The following is an 18344-nucleotide window of genomic DNA, read 5'->3' on the forward strand; positions in this document are numbered from 1 at the left end:
GGCGCATCACCCCAACGGCTGTCTCCGGATCTGGCCTCACGATCAGATTGCTCCGACTTTGACTTTCGAACCATCAAGGAGACGCGACAGGCGGAAGGGGGCGGGGTCGACACAGGGTGTATCATTGGCCACCAGGTCGGCCGCCAGGCGGCCGATGCCCGGGCCAAGTCCGAAGCCATGGCCGGAGCAGCCCGCGGCCAAATAGAGACCTTTCACACCATCGGCCGGCGAGATGACCGGCACCGCGTCCGGCGTGAAATCCACGTAGGCTCCCCAACTGTCGGCGACTTCGACCCCCGCCAATGCAGGAAACTGCTCGGTGACCCGTTTCAAGATTGCCGCGATGGTGCGGCGGCTCGGCGGCGGGTCGAGAACCCGCATCCGCTCGAAGGCCGTCGGTTTGCTCTTGTTCAAGCCTCCCAATGCCTCCGGACCCTGGAGGAAGGATTTGCCGATGCCGAACTGCACCGCTTTCAGACGCTTCATGAACATCGGCATGAACCAGCGAGCGTAGCGAATGCCTTGCGGGGTGATGTCGAGCATCGCCCTGCCGCTGATGGCAAGCGTGTAGCTGCCATCCAACCGGCGGGTCAGCGCGCACTCCGGCGTATAGATCGCCTCGCCCAGATCCGCTGTCGGTCGCGTACGAAGCGCTGTCTGGCGCACGCTCGCTTGCGGAAACAGAACGCCGTGCTGGCGACAAAACATCGACGTCCAGGCACCGCCGGCGCAGAGAACGGCTTGTGTCCGGATGAGCCCCTTTTCGGTGATCACCCCGGCGACGGCCCCATTGACCAGATCGAGCCCTCGCGCAGCACACTCCTGGTGGATCGTCGCCCCGAATTTGCGAGCGCCGTTCGCGATCGTCGGTGCGGCGATGGCGGGTTCGCCCTTGCCGTCATCGATCGAATGCACTCCGCCGAGCCATCGGCGGCCGTTCGCCGGAATCGTGGCGGCCGCCTCCTTGGCGCTCAGCATCTTCGTATTGACGTTGAACTGCCGGGCCGTCTCGCGCCACGCCTCCCACTCCGCAAGTTGCCGCGGATTATCGGTAGCGTAGAGCAGGCCGCAGCGACGGAAGCCGACGTCCTCTCCGATTTTGGACTGAAACTCACCCCATAGCCGCAGCGCGACGCCCGAGAGCGGCAGTTCGCGCTCGTCCCGGTTCTGTTGGCGGCACCAACCCCAGTTGCGGCTCGACTGCTCGCAGCCGACATGACCTTTTTCGACCAGGGCGACGGACAGTCCCCGCTCCGCGAGAAAGAACGCTGCCGTTGCACCAATAATGCCGCCGCCGACGACGACGACATCCGCCTTGGCGGGAAGCTCTTGATCGCTGTGTATGCGCTTGACGATTGGAGACATGAGGGACTGACCTGTAATTATTGGCGGCTGATCTACAGCGCACTATTGTCTGCCCCTTCGACCGCGCACTCCCTCGCCGATGAAATTCCCCGACGGGGGAGACTGTCTCAAAGCTTGTCGTCGCGCGTCCTCGAAGTGAGCTCATTGGAGGCTACCCGAGGCAGGCGAGCAGCATGCATCGACTGAAGATAGAGGGACGGCCGAAAGTTCCGTTTTCGGCGGCGCGACGGTCAAATCTGCGGCTGTCGCGCCGGTAAGCTACAGAGCATCGTCAGACGACAGTGGTTTTGAATCGACTTCCGGTCGAGCATGACGAACGCCGCGATCGGTTCACGGCACCCCTGCTGCTACAGGCTCGAATTGTAGAGCGTGCACAATCAAGAACAGAGATGTAAGCCATGACTACAGGCACTCACGAGTCCCCCGCGCTTGCCATGATCCATACGGTCCCCGGGATCATCCCCGCGTTCAACGATCTCGTCGGCCGCCATCTGCCCGGTTGGCGCCCGTTCAACATGTTGGATGAGAGCCTGCTGGGGAACACGATCCGCGAAGGCACGCTGTCACGTCAGACCATGCGGCGGCTTGCGACTCACATCTGGTCGGCGGTGGATGCGGGGGCTTCGGCGGTCCTCGTCACCTGTTCCTCGCTCGGCCCTGCAGTGGATGCGGCAATGCCACTCTGCCCTGTCCCCCTCTTCCGTATCGATGACGGGATGGCGATCGAGGCGATCAACCGCGGAAATCGAATCGGTGTCCTCGCGACCCTGGCCACAACAATGGAGCCTACGACCCGGTTGATTGAACGCCATGCGCAAAGAATGAATCGCGACGTTTCCGTCACCGGTCGTCTTTGTGAAGGAGCCTTTGATAAATTGCGAAACGGGGACAGGGCGGCGCATGATGCGATGATACGTGAAGTCCTCGCTTCCCTCGTGAACAGCGTCGACGTGATTGTTCTCGCTCAAGCATCAATGGCAAATGCCCTGAACGATATAGGCGAGATATCGGTGCCGGTACTTACCAGCCCTGAACTCGGCGTGCTGCACATGTCCTCCGCACTGAATGTGCGCTCCCGCGTCCACGAAAGTGCGCAAAGTTAGAACAAGCCGTTGAATGACAGCAATGCGCGCGAGAGGTCGGTAGTTGCCACACCCCCCGGGGGCAAATGTGCACAGATCACATCTGAGCCTGAAAGTCGCATGCGGTTATCAGCACCCCCTGTGCACCGGACGACCACCTGTTGAGGCTTTGCCTCCGTCATGGTAGTCCGAAGGCACTATGGGCGCTTTGATGCAGATAACGGATCGCAATAGATCCTCGCTCAGGAAACACTTTGTGGCCGGCCTGCCGCGACAATATTGCCCTGCTGATGCACGAAAGGCCGTGACCTTACCCCGCTGCCTTGTATATCTCTGCAAGATCGCCTAGGTCCCAGTTGCCGCCAGACAACACCGCACAGACTTTTTCATCGGGCTTGACGTCTATGCTGCCCGCCAACAAGGCTCCAATGCCAATCGAGGCGGCTGGTTCAGCGATCAACTTCGCATCCCTGGCAAGCGCGCGCATCCCGGAGATGATGTGCTCGTCTTCAACAAGAACAATCTCGTCCACATATTTTTCGATAATCGGATACGGGTTTTTACCCGGAACACTTAACCTCAAGCCATCCGCAATGGTGTTCTTCAACGGAAGCGATGTGCGCTCCTTGTTGATCCGGCTGTGATAATACTTCGGTGTCAAGGCAGGCTCTGCCCCGATAACGCGCACCGATGGTTTCGTTTCTTTTATGGCGGTAGCGATTCCCGAGATTAGGCCTCCGCCGCCTAAGGGGACGATGACCGTGTCCACATCGTCCAAGTCTTCGAGTATCTCGCACCCGATCGTTCCCTGGCCAGCCATTACAATGGGGTCTTCAAAGCCGTGAATAACCGCATACTTGTTTCCTTCAGCGATTTCGTAGACCTTTTTCCATCTAGCAGCATTATCACCATCAAAAAGAATGACTTCCGCGCCAAGGGCTTTTGTATTTTCAATCTTGATTTTGGGTGTGGTCACCGGAAGTACCAATATCACCTTTACGCCGAGCATCTTGGCCGCGTAAGAAAGCCCCTGGGCATGGTTGCCCGACGACGTCGCGATGATGCCGTTTGCGATCTCTTCTCTCGAGAGCGAGAGAGCCTTGTTCAGGGCGCCGCGGATCTTGAAGGCGCCAGTAATCTGCAGGGTTTCGGGTTTGAGATAGAGCTGACAACCAGCAGCTTTCTCAATCTTGTCCGCGCGCAACAGCGGCGTGTGCCTGACGTGTGGTCTCAGCCGTTCCCGGGCTTCACGGATGTCCTGAATGGTGGGGTAATTGCGCATGGTCATTCCTCAAAGAACTGGAAGAAGGTGCCGACGTTATTGGCTATGGCGTTCTGGTAGATTTTGCCGGCTGTCGTATTGTCTTGTATGGCCATGCCGGTGGAATCGAAGATCGTGATTTCGTCATCCCTTTCTCGTCCGGGTTTCCTTCCCAGCAATATCTCGCCGATTTCGCCATGGATGGCGTTTCTGGTGATGATATTCTTATTCAGCGGGTGCCAGGTCTCGCCTTTTTCGGCGCACTGCGCAATTGAGTCGACGACTACTTTTGCGTTCCTGAATATCTCCGGATCCAGTTCTTGTTTGCCGCGTTGATCGGTGCCGATTGCAACGATGTGTGTGCCGGGCTTCACCCAATCCGCTTCCACAAGCGACCCTTTTCCGCGGGTCGTCGTGATCAGGATATCGGCCTGCTCAACGGCTTCTTTCTTGGAGTTGGCCACGATGACAGGAATGCCAAATTCGCTTTCGATATCCGTCTTGTATTTGGCAAGCGTGTCCGGGTGACGGTCCCATGCGTGGATCTCTTCGATCTTCATGATCTCGTTGATCGCCCGGATTTGCATTCTTGCTTGATTGCCAGTGCCTATCGATGCGATCGTCGAGGCGTTCTTCCTCGCCAGTGCTTTGACGGAAACGGCACCAGACGCACCGGTTCTGAGACCAAGGATCAAGCTTCCATCCATGACGCAAATCAACGCACCGCTCCTGCCATCAAACAGGAAAATAGTCGCCATGCCGTTGGGCACGCCATGTGCTGTCGGGTTGTCAACGAACCCTCCAGACGAGGCTTTCATGGAGATCACTTCATTGGCTTTGTAATACCCAAGCTTGAAGTCGATTTCCCCACGAGGCGACGGGAGATCTATTCCGATATAGTCGGGTTGTTCGACCTGATCGCTGTTAAAGGCCTTGTATGCCTCTTCCACCGCGCCGATGACTTCCGGCATGCCGATTAGCCGTCTTACTTCATCCTTCTTAAGCAGCAGCGTTTTCATGCATGACCTTTCTGTTTCTGGCATCGGCATAGCACGCCCAGCACCGCAATCACGATAGTGGGAGAGTCGGGAGATTAGTGGTCGGATTCGCCTCGACCGGAAGCAGATTGTTCTGTATCGCACAAAGGCTCTGGCAGAGAGTTGCAGCCGGCGCCTTTCCGAGTGCAGGCATTGGCGTATCGGTTCCGTTACGGTCGGCACAAGATGCGGCACAGTTGGTAAACCTTAGCGCTAACGCGTGGCGGATGTCGGTGGGTCGGGAGGAACTGCTGTCTTATGCGGGCTACCTTGAACCTTGAAGACACAGGCCGGAACCGCATCATGACCAACCAAGCGATCATTCTCGAGAAGATGACACCAAAGCATCTGGACAGGGCATTGGAACTGTCCCGCAAGGTCCAATGGCCGCATCGGCGCGAGGATTGGGAGCTGGTCCAGTCAATCAGCCAAGGAATCGTCGCACTCGAAGAGGATCGCCTCGTCGCGACCGTCATGATGACGCCCTATGGCGATGACGCCGCCACTATCAACATGGTCATCGTCGATGCCGCGATGCGCGGCCGCGGCCTCGGCCGGAAGATGTTGGAAGAGGCGCTTGTCAAAGCGGGAGAGCGCACCTGCTATCTGGTGGCGACGCAGGAAGGTCTTCCGCTCTACGAGAAGGTGGATTTTGTCGTGACCGGAGAGACCGTGAAGCACCAGGGCGAGCCGTTGCGGGTTGAGGCGCCGGCCCATGTAACATGGAGCGAGAGTGGCGACCATGCCTACCTGGTGGAGCTCGACCGCGCGGCAAGCGGCCATGACCGTTCGGCATTGATGGAGATTTTGCGCGAGCGAGCGAAGTTCGCTGTCATTCGCGATGACGGGGAGATCCAAGCCTTCGCGGCGATCCGGTCTTTCGGCCGTGGGCTGGTCATCGGACCGGTGGTAGCGAGGAACGATTCCGAAGCCAGGGCCCTGATCGATTTCCTGCTCGCCCATCACCAGGGCAGCTTCGTCCGTATCGACACGGATGTCTCCACGGATCTTGCAGGGTGGCTCACCGCGCGCGGGCTCAACCACGCGGGCTGTGGGATCAAGTTGCGACGTCGCGGGGCCGCGTGCGGGCAAAGCAAACCCACGTATCACCGCAACTACGCGCTGGTCAGTCAGGCACTCGGTTGATCTTGGTGGAAGAAATGCGTGGACTCGCTTGTCGAACTCGACGGTGCGATCTGTCTCATCCACTCGCCCTCCTATCGCGGCCATCGGCGGGCGGGTGGTGAAACGGCCAAAGGCGCGATTGTCACCGCGACCGGATATAAGCTGCTCGACGAGCTCGCGGGTCTGTGGAGTGTCAATGCGGATACGGGCAGCACAGCATCTCACCCTACATCCCGAACACCAACTGCCCTTATAGCGCTTGATACATAACGAAGGCGTCGACGTAGCCATGCGTCGGGTGCCTGAACGCGCCGGGCAATGTGCCCACGACTTCAAAACCCATTTTCTGCCATAGTGAAATAGCCCGCAGGTTGGTGCTCACGACGAAGTTGAACTGCATCGCCCGATAGCCGTGGGCGCGGGCGGTTGCGATTGAGTGTTCGCACAAACTACGTGCGACGCCTCTACCGGTCGCATAAGGCGCTGTGACGTATCCACAGTTGCAAACATGCTGACCACCGCCAGCCTGATTGGGGCGCAGGTAATAGGTGCCGAGGATGGCGCCCGCTTGCTCGGCAACGAAGACTTCCTTGTCTGCTCCCATCCAGTACGCGAGAGCCTCTGCCCGGCTCAGGTTGGGGTCAAGCGCATAGGTTTCTCCCGCTCGGATCACGGGCTCGATGATTGACCAGACGGCGGGAGCGTCCGCGGATGAGGCGGGGCGAATATGCATGGCAGCATCATTAGGCCTTGCGGCAGGTGCTGAGAAGCGGGTCATGGTGTTTTTAGCCTTTGCTGAGTTGCATCCCGCCGCGCGAAGTCGAAAGACCCAACCTGACCTTTAGTCCAGAATTCGTGCTGACGGGCCGAGGAATCCGGCCGGTACAGCGGCTGAGGCGCGGCCTACGATTGCTCATAACGGAAACAGATTCCGCCAATAAAGGGCGAAGCGCATGACCACTTTCCGCCCGAAAAACATCACCTTCGACTGCCACGGCAGGCTGATCAACTTTCAGATAGCGGAGGCGGCCCGCAATCTTTACGGCAATCGAATGAGGGAATCGAGGTCTGCCACGAGGTTACTGCTGGAACAGGTTTGCCAGCGGCAAATGCGCTTTGACCAGGGGCGATTTCAGCACGACGAAGCTGAAGTACTTGTCGATGCCGATTTCCAAACCGAGGAGCCGCTCCATCAGCATCTGATACTCTTCGATTCCTGCGGTGACGAATTTTACGAGATAATCGTAGCCTCCCGAAACCAGATGGCACTCGATGACCTGATCGACCTTCTCGATCGCAGCAAGAAATCTCGCGAAGTCGACTTGACGGTGGTTCTTCAGCGTGATTTCGGTGAACACCGTCAACGTCTGCCCCAGTTTTCCGATATTGATCTGCGCAGAATAGCCCTCGATATAGCCCTCCGCCTGCAGCTTTTTCACTCGCAGCAAACAGGGACTTGGCGAGAGATTGACCATTTCCGCAAGCTCGACATTCGTCATTCGGCCATTCTTCTGCAATGCGTTGAGTATCCTGACGTCGATCCGATCAAGTTTCATTGGCTTGCTCCCGCTGATGAGGATGGCGCGGATGTCATTGATGTTAGTGAGGGTTGGGCCGGTGAGCCCGAGATCCCCGATGGCCTGAAAGCCTTATAACTATTGTGGTGCGCGGCTTCAGCCCAAGGCTCGTCGGAGCTTCGGCAGCGGCTGCAAGCGCCAGAGCGGGCGCCGCCGCGGCACGTACTTCTGCTGGCGGCCCCAGGGCCTTCGGCGTTTCTTCCCCTTACTCGAGCACCCGAAGGGTTGCCGGCGAATGCCTTTCCGGCGCCGATCACAACACATCTGCCTTTCGGCAGGGGCGGCAGATGCCGCGGGACGATCAACATGGGGTCGGCGCTGCCGACAGAAGCGTCAAAGATCCGGCGCAATGCCTTCCTTGCTTTATGATCGTCCCACATCATCATCTGCCACGTGTCCCTAGACGTTGGATGAATGAATCGCGTCGCAGACGGCCTCGGTAACCTCCCGGGTCGTGGCGGTACCGCCTACGTCGGGGGTAAGGATTCTGGCGCCAGTCACCCGCTCGACAGCGCGCATGAGGCGGGCCGAAGCGTCCTGCTCGCCGAGGTGGTCGAGCATCTGGGCCGCCGTCCAGAACGTGGCGACGGGGTTGGCGATGCCCTTACCGGTAATGTCGAAGGCGGACCCGTGGATCGGCTCGAACATCGACGGAAAGCGGCGCTCCGGATCGATGTTCGCCGTCGGTGCAACCCCCAGGCTACCGGCAAGCGCGCCAGCGAGATCGGAGAGTATGTCGGCGTGCAGGTTGGTTGCCACGATGGTGTCGAGGCTCTGCGGCTTGAGCGTCATCCGGACTGTCATCGCATCGACCAGCATCTTGTCCCAGGTCACGTCCGGGAATTCCTCCGCCACTTCGGCGGCGATCTCGTCCCACATGACCATGCCATGCCGTTGGGCATTCGATTTCGTGACGACGGTGAGCAATTTGCGCGGTCGGGATTGGGCCAACTTGAAGGCGTAGCGCATAATGCGGGTGACGCCGACGCGGGTGAAGATGGCGACCTCAGTGCCGACCTCTTCAGGCAGGCCGCGGTGGGCGCGACCGCCATGGCCAGAATATTCGCCTTCGGAGTTCTCACGCACGATCACCCAGTCGAGGTCGCCGGGGCCGCAATTGCGCAGCGGGGAGGTTATGCCAGGCAGGATCTTGGTTGGCCGGACATTGGCATACTGGTCGAAACCCTGGCAGATCGGCAATCTGAGCCCCCAAAGGGTGATATGGTCCGGAACATCCGGTGCTCCGACCGCGCCGAAATAGATAGCGTCGAATTTCTTGAGCTGCTCCAGCCCATCCGACGGCATCATCACGCCATGTTTTCTGTAATAGTCAGATCCCCAGTCGAAATTTTCGACGGTGAATTTTACGTCGCCGAGTCGCTTCTCGAGGGTCGCAAGAACCGTCCGGCCGGCCGCGATCACCTCAGGTCCGATGCCGTCGGCGGGTATGGTTGCGATGGAGTATTCACGCATCAAACTTCTCCGTAGCGTTATTCACTCAAGCTGGCAGCGGCCGTTACTGCGCCTTCGGCGCCATGCGATTGGCGTCGACGCTGCGACTCCGCCGAAAAGCAGGCTCTGGCGGAGCCGGAGAGGAAGCATCCGAGATGGTGCTTGCATCGCAACCGGCGGCACCGGCATCCTGAGCGCCGCCTGGCAGGATATCCTTCGGAGCTGTCAAATTCCGCAGGGAGCGCTGGTCAGCGTTGATCGAGCAATTTGATCTGGAGATCTTCCCAGTGCTCCTGGAACGCCTCTCGCGCCGTATCGTAGTGGCGGCTTCTCAAGCTGTTGATGAGCCGCTCGTGTTCTTCCGCCATTTCTTCTGCAGTGGCGTAGAAATCCTGCCGCTGTGCGAGGAGAAGCTCGATCTCGCCCTCGAGGTCTGAATAGGTTCGCTTCAGCCGAGGGCTGCCGCTAGCGGCAATGATCGCGCGGTGGAAATCACGGTCCGCAGCAACCAGCAGGGATCTGTCGGAGGATAGAGTCGACCTGTGCATAACCTCGACCGCCTCCAGCGCCTGAGATGGGATGACGCCGGTCAGCACGATCAGACGAATGGCCTCGCCTTCGATGGCGCCGCGCACGCGTGTGATATCGACAATATCGTCGGGCCCGAATTCAGGCACCACAAAGCCTCTGTTCGGTATCTGACGCAGCAGGCCCTGCGTGACGAGCACCTGGGCTGCTGTACGGAATGTGTGCCGCGAGGTCGAATGCTCTTCGCACATCTTCACGTCGCGAAGGAACTCGCCCGGTCGGAAATCTCCCGACAAGATGCGCCGTCGCAAGGTGTGGGTCAGGGTTTCCACGGCGCTAGTGGGCAGGGGCTCGACATTCATCTCGAGGTCTTCGGCTTGATTCTTGGCGTGCAGCGGCGGCATGGCTTTGCTCGTTGATTTTGTTTGCATACCTACGCCACATGCGGTGGCGTAGGGCAAGGGAGATGATATTGTGCCGCTCAACTTCATGGTGGCGGTTCCTAGATCTGCACGGACCGAAGCGCCTCGTCGACGCCCTCGAGCAGCCGCGCGGCGTTGGCCGATGTGAAGATGAGCGGAGGCCTGATCTTCAGGATGTGCGCGTCCACTCCAGTGGCGGAAATGAGGATGCGCCGGTCGCGCAAGGCATTGACGGCTGCAAGCGCTCGGTCCATGTCCGGCGTTTTCCGGTCTCTATCCTTGACGAGTTCGACGGCGAAATAGAGGCCGGCCCCGCGAACGTCGCCGACGAATTCATATTTCGTCTGTAGGTCCCGGAGGCCGTCGAGGATCTCGCTGCCGACCTTGGCGGCGTTGTCCATCAGGCCCTCTTCGAGGATCGTGTCGAGCACGGCCCTTGCCGCGGCGATCGCGACGGAGTTGCCGCCAAACGTGTTGAAGTAGCGCATGCTGGATCCGAACTCGGCGACGAGTTCGGGCCGCAGGACGACGCCGGCAACGGGATAGCCGTTGCCCATCGGCTTGCCCATGGTGACAATGTCCGGATCGACCTTGTGCCGGGAGTGACCCCAAAGATGGGTGCCGGTCCGCCCGAATCCGGATTGCACCTCGTCGGCGATGAACAGGCCGCCCGCCTTTCGCACCACTTCCGCCACCGGTGCCAATACGTCCGTCGGATCGACGTAGAGACCATCGGAGGAGAAGACGGAGTCGGCGATGAAGGCCGCTAGGCCGCCGCCATGCCGCTCCATGTCGGCGATCTGCCGCGCGACATCCTCGGCCATCCGCCGGCCGATTTCCTCGACTGGCAGGCGGTAGGAATCCGGCGCGGCGACCGTGCGAAGATAGGGGTCCAGGGCCGACTTCTTGCCGAGCGAGGGCGAGATTGCCGCCACCGCCCCGCTGTTGCCGTGATAGGCTTCGGCCGTGACGATGACGCCGGTCTTGCGTGTGTGGTAACGCGCGATGCGCAAGGCGAGATCGTTGGCTTCCGAGCCCGTGCACGTAAACATCGCGCATCCGGTCCGGCCGAGTTCGCCACCGAACGTATTGATCAGGGCTTCGGCATAGTCCAGCAGGGGCTCCTGCATGTAACGCGTGTGGGTACACAGTACCTCGAGCTGCTTCTGGATCGCCTCGACGACACGCGGATGAGAGTGACCCAGCGATACCACGTTGTTGTAGGCGTCGAGATATTCGTTGCCGTGCCTGTCATAGAGGAAGACGCCCTTGGCGCGGGAGACCTCAACCGGCGACTTGTAGAAGAGCCGATAAGCCGGCCCGAGCAGCCTTTGCCGCCTGGTGATATGGGCCAGATCTTCACTTGTGAGATGAGACGTGTCCTGAGGATTGAAGCCATTTGGCATGTCGCCACGGAAGCCCTTGGGCAGGGTAGTCGCTTGCTTGGACATTGCGGTTCCTATCGTGTCAGAAGGTCGGAAATCTGTGCGGTCGAAATCGAGTGGAACCACTCGAGGTGGGCCCAGCCGGCTTCGGTATTTCGCAGGATATAGCGGCTATTCTCGGGGAAGATTTCGGCGCGCCAGCACGTCAGCAGCGCACGGACTGCAAGACGGCCCATTGACAGGAAGGGGATGAGCCGGAGTTCCTCGTCCGTCAGTTCGGCGTGGCGAAGATAGCCACGCAGTACGTCGCGCGGTTCGTCGAACAGGTCACGCCGGTTCCCATGGTCGAACGTTTTTGGCATCTGGTTCATCAACGCCGTGGAGACGTCGACGGCGATGGCGGTACGGACCGCATCGCCGAAATCGATGACGCCGGTCAGGAACTGCGGGCTGGCGTGATCGACGACCAGGTTCGACGTATTGAAGTCGTTGTGGAGCACCTGCCGCCGGCACCGGTCGAGGCTCGGCTTGACCTCGGAAAAGCGCTCGAGCGCGCGGACGGTCCAGGCCCGCTTGCCGCCGTCGGGGATAAAGCTCAACAGTTCGGTGAGATCGAGCAGATGGGTGACGTCCCATGCTACCGCCCGGCCGTCTGCGGGATGCGAAAAATCGGCCAGGGAATGACGCAGCTTCGCCAGGATCTCGCCGATTCTTTCGCGCTGCGGGGCTGTGGCAGATGTCCGATCGAGCGGAGTGCCGGGAAGGAAGGTAATGAGCCGCGCCACGCGCCGCTCGCCGGCACTGGTCGTGACGATGGGCAATTCCGCGCCGTCGAGGTCGCGAAGTGCACGGGGGATGGGTAGATCAGGGGCCCGCTGCTCGAGATGACGCATCAGCGCGACCTGGAAATCGAGCTCCTCCATCCGCTCGGAAGGGTGAGCGATCTTCAGCACGAACTTCCCGCGGGCCGCGCAATCGAGGAGAAACGTGTCGTCTTTCTCGGTCTCAAAACGCGTGGCCGAGCCACGCGCGCCATATAGCCGTGCGGCGATTTCTTCGGCTTCCGCAGCGCCCACGCGATGGCACGCCTCGGAAAGCTCAGGGACGCGGGCTGGCCCGCACTGATGCTTGTGACCCATCTTCAACTCATTCAGATCCTGCCTCGTGAATGGGCAGCTCGATGGCCTCACTATCGCACATCCCAACTTTTGTACAACAATTTATTTGTAGGGGGAGATTTCTTACCGTTGGAATGGATCTCTTTCTGATGAATGATCATTGACGATAGCGCGGGGGGCATGCCAGTGAAATTCCTACAGAACTTTGGAATTTTGGGGCGCTTTAGCTGTATACCGCGTCAGTTTGCTGTTGTTTGGATGCGGCGCACGCAAGCTGGGGCAAGTGCCAGGGCGGCCGGCCATCGGAAAAAATTGTTGGACAATCAGTTGCTATCGCCGCAAAGTTATGCCAGTGTGCTCGCACTGGCCAAAATGCAGTTACGATGACCTTGGATAGGCACACTGTGCCGTCAGAATTGGAAGGAATACACGCCATGACTCAATTTCGACCGAAGTACGTCACCTTCGACTGCTACGGAACGCTCACCAATTTCGATATGGCCGGCGCTGCGCGACGCGTCTACGGCGAGCGTCTCTCCCCAGAAGCGATGACCGGCTTTGTCGAGGCCTTTAGAGGCTATCGCCTTGACGAGGTGCTAGGGCCATGGAAGCCTTTCCTCGAAGTGGTGCACAATTCCATCGAGCGCAGCTGCAAGCGCATCGGTATCGCGTTCAAACCCGAAGACGCGCAACGCATCTATGACGAAGTGCCAACCTGGGGTCCGCACCCGGACGTCCCGGCTGGCCTGTCCAGGGTGGCCAAGGAAATTCCGCTGGTCATCCTGTCGAACTCCATGAACAACCTGATCATGTCGAATGTGGAAAAGCTAGGCGCGCCCATTCATATGGTTATCACGGCAGAAGAGGTCGGGGCGTACAAACCTCTGATGAAGGGCTTCGAATACATGCTCGACAAGCTCGGCTGCGGGCCAGAAGACATTACTCATGTGTCCTCATCCTTCCGCTACGACCTGATGACCGCCTATGACCTCGGTATCAAGAGCAAGGTCTGGGTCAACCGCGGGCATGAGCCGGCCAATCCCTATTACGAGTACACCGAGATCAAGGATATCGGCGGGTTAGCCGCTGCCGTTGGCCTGGAGACAGCCCTCAAGCGCGCCTGAAAAACTAGCGTTCAGGCGCTGTTGCTACGAAGAGACAGGGGCGGTTCATTCGCCCCTTCGCTTTATTGTTCGACAGGGGAGCAAAGCATGGCCTTTCCGGCGACGCCTTCCGCACGAGTGACCTGCTGGCGTTAGAGGATGGTGTGATCCGAACGTGACGCAACGGCACGTCGGGGCTCGGGAGGCGTTGTTACGCGGCCGCTATCGATGTCCGCTTTCGAGTAAGCGGGGCTGTTCCTCAACGACCGATTTGGTAAAGGTTTTTCGATGCGGGCTCCTGCATGACGGTGGCGGCTGGGGCTGTGTCGGCCTGCGTTGAAAAACCTCCCAAGGAGGAGGCCGCGGGGGCTGGGTGGAGCGCCTATGGGGAAAGCGTGCGGCGGCGGTTGTTCAAGGTGGCTATCGGTGGGAGCGTCGGGTGCAAAAGGAAAGCCCCGAAGGCTTGCAATGGGTGGATCGGGATCGGGATCACTGGTGTTTCGTAGGCTGGCATCGGCGGTTTTGCAGCGTGCTGGGTTGCTTGGGGCAGACCGGCGCCCTCCCGGAACGCATCGCGATCCCGGCCGGCCTTGGCTGATGTGACATGCGTTTCGTCATGCGGCGTCCTTTCGGGGTGGCGCGCGGGATCTGGGTTGCTGGCGACGGCGGAATATCTCAACGATGCGCATCGGACCGCCGCAGTGCGGGCATGGCTCTCTCAGGGTGAGCGGGGTAGCCTCGGCGTTTGGCGCTTTACCCTGCGCTTCATCGCCTCGCGGCCGCAGGTGGTGGCGAAAAAGAACCGCAGCGCCACGATGCGGGCGTTGAAGGTCGTCGGCGTGACGCCGGCGTTGGTCATGTGCAGTTGGTAGGCGCGCAGGTCATCGGCTGTCGCCGTATCCGGTGATCGCTTCAGAAACCCGGCGAAATCCTTGATGGCTCGAATATGCGCCTGCTGAGCTTTGTCGCCCATCCCACGGATGCGCATGTCTTCGATCATCCGCTCGCGCAGCGGGGTCGTCGTCTCCTCCGTCATGGCAACCTCCTGTCTGAAGATTGAGAACACCCCAATCGTCAGCCAGGATCACAGACCCGCAAATGCATAGCGTTCAAATCATTGCTGCACCCTCACCACGGGCGCCAGTGCCGCGCGAGCGGCTTCGTCCTTGGTTGCACAGCGGTCGCGGCTTTGGACGCCGGTCGGATCACCGTTCACGCGCAATCGAAAGGGCTAAGCCGACGCCGGGTGCAGAATTTTCTGCTGACAAACCGAGGAATCCGACCGATGCATCGGCTGGGACCGGCCTACGATTGCTCATAACCGAAACCGATCCGGTCAAAAAAGGACGAAGCGCATGACCACTTTCCGCCCGAAATATATCACCTTCGACTGCCACGGCACGCTGATCAACTTCCAGATGGCGGAGGCGGCACGCGATCTTTACGGCGACCGGATGAGCGAGCAGAAAATGCTGCAGTTCATCGCGGACTTCTCTGCGTACCGGCTCGATGAAGTCATGGCCGACTGGAAGCCCTATGCGGAGGTGGTCTATAACGCACTGGCGAGGACCTGCAAGCGCAACGGCGTCGACTTCAAGGACGAAGACGCCCAGATGGTATACGAACGCGTTCCCACCTGGGGGCCGCATCCGGACGTTCCGGCTGGTCTTGCCAAGGTCGCCAAGGAAATCCCGCTGGTCATCCTGTCAAATGCCATGAACTCGCAGATCATGTCCAACGTCGAGAAGCTCGGCGCGCCTTTCCACGCTGTTTACACCGCCGAAGAGGCTCAGGCCTACAAGCCGCATTTCCGGGCCTTCGAATATATGCTCGACATGCTTGGTTGCGGTCCGGAGGACATCCTGCATTGCTCCTCCTCGTTCCGCTACGATCTGATGTCCGCACATGATCTCGGGATCAAGAACAAGGTTTGGGTCAATCGCGGTCACGAGCCGGCCAATCCCTATTACGGCTATACCGAGATCGCCGGCATCTCGGAATTGCCAGGCGTCGTCGGGCTCTGAAAGTCTCTCTCCGGCAGTTCGATTACTCGGTTCGCAGGAATGTCGAGGACCGATGGAAAGCCATCGCGGTGCCGCCGTCTTCGGCGGTGGCATCACGATCCCGCGCGGGTAAGGTAATGCCCAAAGCGAACCGAGACGATCGTGCTGGAGGCGGGGACGGTAGTTCCGGCGCCCTCAGCAGCAAACGCCCGACCGTAATCGAGGCTGGGCGCAGCGAAACAGATGCCATCTCGACGGCCGCTTTTGGGATGAGCATGCCGCTGGCACCAAACAGTGCGAGGGTCTCTATCTTGGGTGCTTGTAACGATGCGGTTCCAGACGACGGCGAGGGTCATCTCGACGGCAACCAGTCGGTCTGCGCGCCTTTCACCGAAGCATATTTTCGAGCCGCTGCCGCTATTCTGGCGACAAAGCGAAGCGCTGCGGAAGCACGAGTGTCGGGTGGTGAGCTGCTACTACGCCATTACGGCTTGACGGGAACGATCATGGTCCTGTCCTCGGAAGTCGAGTGTACCTCGGACGTCACCCTGTTGAACGGCGATCGGTTGATCCTCAAAACGTCAGCGCGGCCGGAAGGACGAGACAGTTTCCGCTTCCAGGTTGCGGCCCTTGCAGGGCTGGAAGGCGCTTCCGGTTTCGCAGTACCTCAGATCGTGCGTACCAGCGGCGGCATGCTGATGTTCGAAGAGGACGAGATTTGCGGCTACCTGCAGACCCGACTTTCGGGGGTGCCGCTGCACCAGGCGAACGCAACTCCGGACGTCCTTTACCAGGTCGGCCAGGCGCTTGGTAGGCTCAGTTTGGCTCTCGAGCCTCTGAAGTTGCCCGACATTCACCGCCCAGTCCTTTGGCATGTCGGATGCTGGCCGAGGCTAATGGAACTGGAGAAGCACCTGCCTTCAGGGTCGGTTGCCGATTCCGTGCATCTTGCCATCAGCAACTATGTCGAGTTTACCAAGCCGCAGCTGCGCGAGGTAGCATGGCAGGTTACGCACAATGACCCTAATCCGTTCAACACATTCCTGATCGATGATGGTGTCGCGTTCATCGATTTCGGCGATGGTTGCTGGGGCCCACGGATCCAGGATCTCGCGATTGCGGCAAGCCATGTGGTGGCGGAGCCGCCTTTGGCTCTGGGCGGCGCAGAAAATCTCATCGCTGGTTATGCTTCGGTGCGCCCGCTTTCCGCTCTTGAGGCAAAACTGCTCGTCGGGCTGATAAAGGCGCGGCAGAGCGCCCTCATCCTGATCAACTACTGGCGAGCCGAGCTGTTTCCGGCCGAGGCAGCTTATATCAAGAAGAACGTGGCCCGAGCCGAACGCGGGCTCGCTATCCTATCGGCCCTGGACGAAGGGGAGGCGGAGATGGCTGTGCGTCGCTCGGTGACTTAGCCCGGCGTCGCTGGAGGCAATCGGAGTGTTGCATCCCTCACCTCGGTAATCACTACGGCAACTCGCGACCTTCTCGCGGATGGAAACTCTAAGCAGGATCAAAGCTATGTCCACCGATCTCATGCCCAACCGCTTTACCCCCGGGGAAGCTACAATTCCCCCGCGGGAATCTGAGTTGATCGCCCGGCGCGACAGCGTGCTGGGAGCCTCCTACAGGCTTCAATACCGCCGACCGGTCCTTTTCGTTCGCGGCGAGGGCATATGGCTCTACGATCCCGACGGACGTCGCTATCTGGATTTCTATAACAATGTGCCTTCTCTCGGGCATTGCAATCCAGAGATCAACGCTGCCGTGGCGGATCAAGCCAGCCGAATAAGCGCAAATACCCGCTATCTCGAACCGAGGCTTGTCGACTATGCCGAACGGCTCGTGGCCACCTTCCCTGGGGAGCTGAACCGCGTTGTCTTTACCTGTACGGGAAGCGAATCGAACGATCTGGCGCTTCGGATCGCCCGTTTGACCAGCGGCAATGAGGGCGTAATCGTCTCTTCCCACGCCTATCACGGCACCAGCGCGGCCACGGCGATGGTGTCGCCCAATCTGGGCGACGCCGTCAAGCTCAGTCCTGCCGTCCGCATGGTGTCTCTACCAGGCCCGGCAGGCATTTCGGAAGCGCAGGCAGCGGACTTCTTTGAAGCGCAAGTGCGAGCCGCCATTACAGACCTGAACCGGCGTGGCACTGGCATCGCGGCACTCCTCATCGACAGTATTTTTTCGAGCGACGGCGTCTGGGTCGACCCGCCTGGCTTCATCGTCGGCGGTGTTAGGGCAGTGCGGGAGGCGGGCGGCCTCGTCATCGCCGATGAAGTTCAGCCGGGATTCGGACGGACGGGCACGCACATGTGGGGTTTTGAGCGGCACGAAGTTGTTCCGGACCTCGTTACCCTCGGCAAGCCCATGGGCAATGGATTTCCAATCGGCGCGGTCGTCGGCCGTAAGGCGCCGATGGATCGCTTTGGCGCCACTGCCCGGTACTCGAACACCTTCGGCGGCAACACCGTCGGCATCGCGGCGGCTGACGCCGTCCTGACAATCTTGCAAAGGGATCAGATCCCCGAGCATGCGCACGCCATGAGTGAGCGCCTGAGGCTGGGGTTGGAGCATCTTGCCAAGCTGCACCCCGGCATTCGCGGTATCCGAAATGCCGGGCTGTTCTTCGGCATCGACATCGGGTTGGACGGAGCGGAAGAGGCCAGCCGGCGCGCCATGGCCTTGGATATCGTAAACCTGATGCGTGACGATGGCGTTTTGATCAGTACGACGGGCGCCAACGAGGATACGCTGAAGGTGCGCCCGCCGCTGATTTGCCAGGCGGCGCATGTGGACCGGTTCCTCGAAGCCATGGAATGCGCGCTCAAGAAGGCCGTCGCGCAGATGTAACATGGACTGCCTCGGCGGCCGAATTTACCGGAT

15 protein-coding genes and 4 pseudogenes are annotated in these 18344 nt (G+C 59.9%); 7 read left to right on the plus strand and 12 right to left on the minus strand.

Annotation, left to right across the window (positions count from 1 at the left end):
- Window positions 1-42 precede the first annotated feature (42 nt).
- Entirely contained in the window at window positions 43-1365 is a 1323-nt protein-coding gene (locus NGR_RS03150) for an NAD(P)/FAD-dependent oxidoreductase (RefSeq protein WP_015886769.1), read from the minus strand.
- A gap of 398 nt (window positions 1366-1763) precedes the next feature.
- On the opposite strand from NGR_RS03150, the gene NGR_RS03155 reads away from it, so the two are divergent.
- Complete coding sequence (locus NGR_RS03155) at window positions 1764-2468, plus strand: aspartate/glutamate racemase family protein (RefSeq protein WP_015886770.1); 705 nt, start codon at window positions 1764-1766, stop codon at window positions 2466-2468.
- A gap of 289 nt (window positions 2469-2757) precedes the next feature.
- On the opposite strand, the gene NGR_RS03160 is transcribed toward NGR_RS03155, so the two are convergent.
- Window positions 2758-3735, minus strand: a complete 978-nt coding sequence (locus NGR_RS03160; RefSeq protein ID WP_193377871.1) for a threonine/serine dehydratase — start codon at window positions 3733-3735, stop codon at window positions 2758-2760.
- The gene (locus NGR_RS03165; RefSeq protein ID WP_015886772.1) at window positions 3732-4727 is read right to left on the minus strand and encodes an ornithine cyclodeaminase family protein; all 996 of its coding nucleotides are present in this window, start codon (window positions 4725-4727) and stop codon (window positions 3732-3734) included. The genes NGR_RS03160 and NGR_RS03165 overlap by 4 nt, the downstream gene beginning before the upstream one ends.
- A 321-nt stretch (window positions 4728-5048) precedes the next feature.
- Here NGR_RS03165 and NGR_RS03170 point away from each other — a divergent pair, with 321 nt between their 5' ends.
- Window positions 5049-5891 carry a GNAT family N-acetyltransferase gene (locus NGR_RS03170; RefSeq protein WP_164923835.1) on the plus strand — a complete coding sequence of 281 codons (843 nt, stop codon included), beginning with the start codon at window positions 5049-5051 and terminating at the stop codon, window positions 5889-5891.
- A gap of 229 nt (window positions 5892-6120) precedes the next feature.
- Here the strand turns inward: NGR_RS03170 and NGR_RS03175 are convergent, their stop codons facing one another.
- The gene (locus NGR_RS03175) at window positions 6121-6603 is read right to left on the minus strand and encodes a GNAT family N-acetyltransferase (RefSeq protein ID WP_164923836.1); all 483 of its coding nucleotides are present in this window, start codon (window positions 6601-6603) and stop codon (window positions 6121-6123) included.
- Window positions 6604-6823: 220 nt separating this feature from the next.
- Between NGR_RS03175 and NGR_RS03180 the strand changes: the two are divergent.
- Window positions 6824-6937 (plus strand): annotated as a pseudogene (locus tag NGR_RS03180) (haloacid dehalogenase type II); the annotation flags it as partial.
- A gap of 12 nt (window positions 6938-6949) precedes the next feature.
- On the opposite strand, the gene NGR_RS03185 reads toward NGR_RS03180, so the two are convergent.
- From NGR_RS03185 to NGR_RS03205, 6 genes and pseudogenes are all read right to left on the minus strand, one after another.
- Window positions 6950-7426 (minus strand): Lrp/AsnC family transcriptional regulator, encoded by a 477-nt coding sequence (locus tag NGR_RS03185; RefSeq protein WP_015886776.1) that lies wholly within the window; start codon window positions 7424-7426, stop codon window positions 6950-6952.
- A gap of 15 nt (window positions 7427-7441) precedes the next feature.
- A pseudogene (locus NGR_RS33780) lies at window positions 7442-7533 on the minus strand (MOFRL family protein); the annotation flags it as partial.
- 313 nt (window positions 7534-7846) lie between these two features.
- Window positions 7847-8920 (minus strand): tartrate dehydrogenase, encoded by a 1074-nt coding sequence (locus NGR_RS03190; RefSeq protein WP_015886777.1) that lies wholly within the window; start codon window positions 8918-8920, stop codon window positions 7847-7849.
- A 227-nt stretch (window positions 8921-9147) separates the two neighbouring features.
- Window positions 9148-9831, minus strand: a complete 684-nt coding sequence (locus tag NGR_RS03195) for a GntR family transcriptional regulator (protein WP_164924051.1) — start codon at window positions 9829-9831, stop codon at window positions 9148-9150.
- 98 nt (window positions 9832-9929) lie between these two features.
- Window positions 9930-11300: an aspartate aminotransferase family protein gene (locus NGR_RS03200; protein WP_015886779.1), complete on the minus strand. Its 1371-nt coding sequence runs from the start codon at window positions 11298-11300 to the stop codon at window positions 9930-9932.
- An 8-nt stretch (window positions 11301-11308) separates the two neighbouring features.
- On the minus strand, window positions 11309-12310 hold the full coding sequence (locus NGR_RS03205; protein WP_015886780.1) for a phosphotransferase: 1002 nt from the start codon (window positions 12308-12310) through the stop codon (window positions 11309-11311).
- Window positions 12311-12786: 476 nt separating this feature from the next.
- On the opposite strand from NGR_RS03205, the gene NGR_RS03210 reads away from it, so the two are divergent.
- Window positions 12787-13476 (plus strand): haloacid dehalogenase type II, encoded by a 690-nt coding sequence (locus NGR_RS03210; protein ID WP_015886781.1) that lies wholly within the window; start codon window positions 12787-12789, stop codon window positions 13474-13476.
- A 593-nt stretch (window positions 13477-14069) separates the two neighbouring features.
- Here NGR_RS03210 and NGR_RS32855 read toward each other — a convergent pair.
- Window positions 14070-14204: pseudogene (locus tag NGR_RS32855) on the minus strand (IS91 family transposase); the annotation flags it as partial.
- Window positions 14186-14491: pseudogene (locus NGR_RS03215) on the minus strand (site-specific integrase); the annotation flags it as partial. The pseudogenes NGR_RS03215 and NGR_RS32855, both read right to left, overlap by 19 nt.
- Window positions 14492-14810: 319 nt before the next feature.
- Between NGR_RS03215 and NGR_RS03220 the strand changes: the two are divergent.
- The 3 genes from NGR_RS03220 (at window position 14811) to NGR_RS03230 (ending at window position 18311) form a co-directional block, all read left to right on the plus strand.
- Window positions 14811-15479, plus strand: a complete 669-nt coding sequence (locus NGR_RS03220) for a haloacid dehalogenase type II (protein ID WP_015886784.1) — start codon at window positions 14811-14813, stop codon at window positions 15477-15479.
- Between the two features lie 116 nt (window positions 15480-15595).
- Window positions 15596-16870, plus strand: coding sequence for a phosphotransferase enzyme family protein (locus NGR_RS03225; RefSeq protein ID WP_015886785.1), 1275 nt, complete (start codon window positions 15596-15598; stop codon window positions 16868-16870).
- Between the two features lie 106 nt (window positions 16871-16976).
- The gene (locus tag NGR_RS03230) at window positions 16977-18311 is read left to right on the plus strand and encodes an aspartate aminotransferase family protein (protein WP_015886786.1); all 1335 of its coding nucleotides are present in this window, start codon (window positions 16977-16979) and stop codon (window positions 18309-18311) included.
- The last annotated feature ends 33 nt before the right edge of the window (window positions 18312-18344 follow it).

Origin of the sequence: Sinorhizobium fredii NGR234, from assembly GCF_000018545.1 — a bacterium.
Classification (GTDB): domain Bacteria; phylum Pseudomonadota; class Alphaproteobacteria; order Rhizobiales; family Rhizobiaceae; genus Sinorhizobium; species Sinorhizobium fredii_A.

Excerpts from the sequence above, each read along its gene's own strand:
- NGR_RS03150 (WP_015886769.1), bottom strand. The coding sequence starts at position 1,365 with ATGTCTCCAATCGTCAAGCGCATACACAGCGATCAAGAGCTTCCCGCC.
- NGR_RS03155 (WP_015886770.1), top strand. The coding sequence starts at position 1,764 with ATGACTACAGGCACTCACGAGTCCCCCGCGCTTGCCATGATCCATACG.
- NGR_RS03160 (WP_193377871.1), bottom strand. The coding sequence starts at position 3,735 with ATGACCATGCGCAATTACCCCACCATTCAGGACATCCGTGAAGCCCGG.
- NGR_RS03165 (WP_015886772.1), bottom strand. The coding sequence starts at position 4,727 with ATGAAAACGCTGCTGCTTAAGAAGGATGAAGTAAGACGGCTAATCGGC.
- NGR_RS03170 (WP_164923835.1), top strand. The coding sequence starts at position 5,049 with ATGACCAACCAAGCGATCATTCTCGAGAAGATGACACCAAAGCATCTG.
- NGR_RS03175 (WP_164923836.1), bottom strand. The coding sequence starts at position 6,603 with ATGCATATTCGCCCCGCCTCATCCGCGGACGCTCCCGCCGTCTGGTCA.
- NGR_RS03185 (WP_015886776.1), bottom strand. The coding sequence starts at position 7,426 with ATGAAACTTGATCGGATCGACGTCAGGATACTCAACGCATTGCAGAAG.
- NGR_RS03190 (WP_015886777.1), bottom strand. The coding sequence starts at position 8,920 with ATGCGTGAATACTCCATCGCAACCATACCCGCCGACGGCATCGGACCT.
- NGR_RS03195 (WP_164924051.1), bottom strand. The coding sequence starts at position 9,831 with ATGCCGCCGCTGCACGCCAAGAATCAAGCCGAAGACCTCGAGATGAAT.
- NGR_RS03200 (WP_015886779.1), bottom strand. The coding sequence starts at position 11,300 with ATGTCCAAGCAAGCGACTACCCTGCCCAAGGGCTTCCGTGGCGACATG.
- NGR_RS03210 (WP_015886781.1), top strand. The coding sequence starts at position 12,787 with ATGACTCAATTTCGACCGAAGTACGTCACCTTCGACTGCTACGGAACG.
- NGR_RS03220 (WP_015886784.1), top strand. The coding sequence starts at position 14,811 with ATGACCACTTTCCGCCCGAAATATATCACCTTCGACTGCCACGGCACG.
- NGR_RS03225 (WP_015886785.1), top strand. The coding sequence starts at position 15,596 with ATGCCCAAAGCGAACCGAGACGATCGTGCTGGAGGCGGGGACGGTAGT.
- NGR_RS03230 (WP_015886786.1), top strand. The coding sequence starts at position 16,977 with ATGTCCACCGATCTCATGCCCAACCGCTTTACCCCCGGGGAAGCTACA.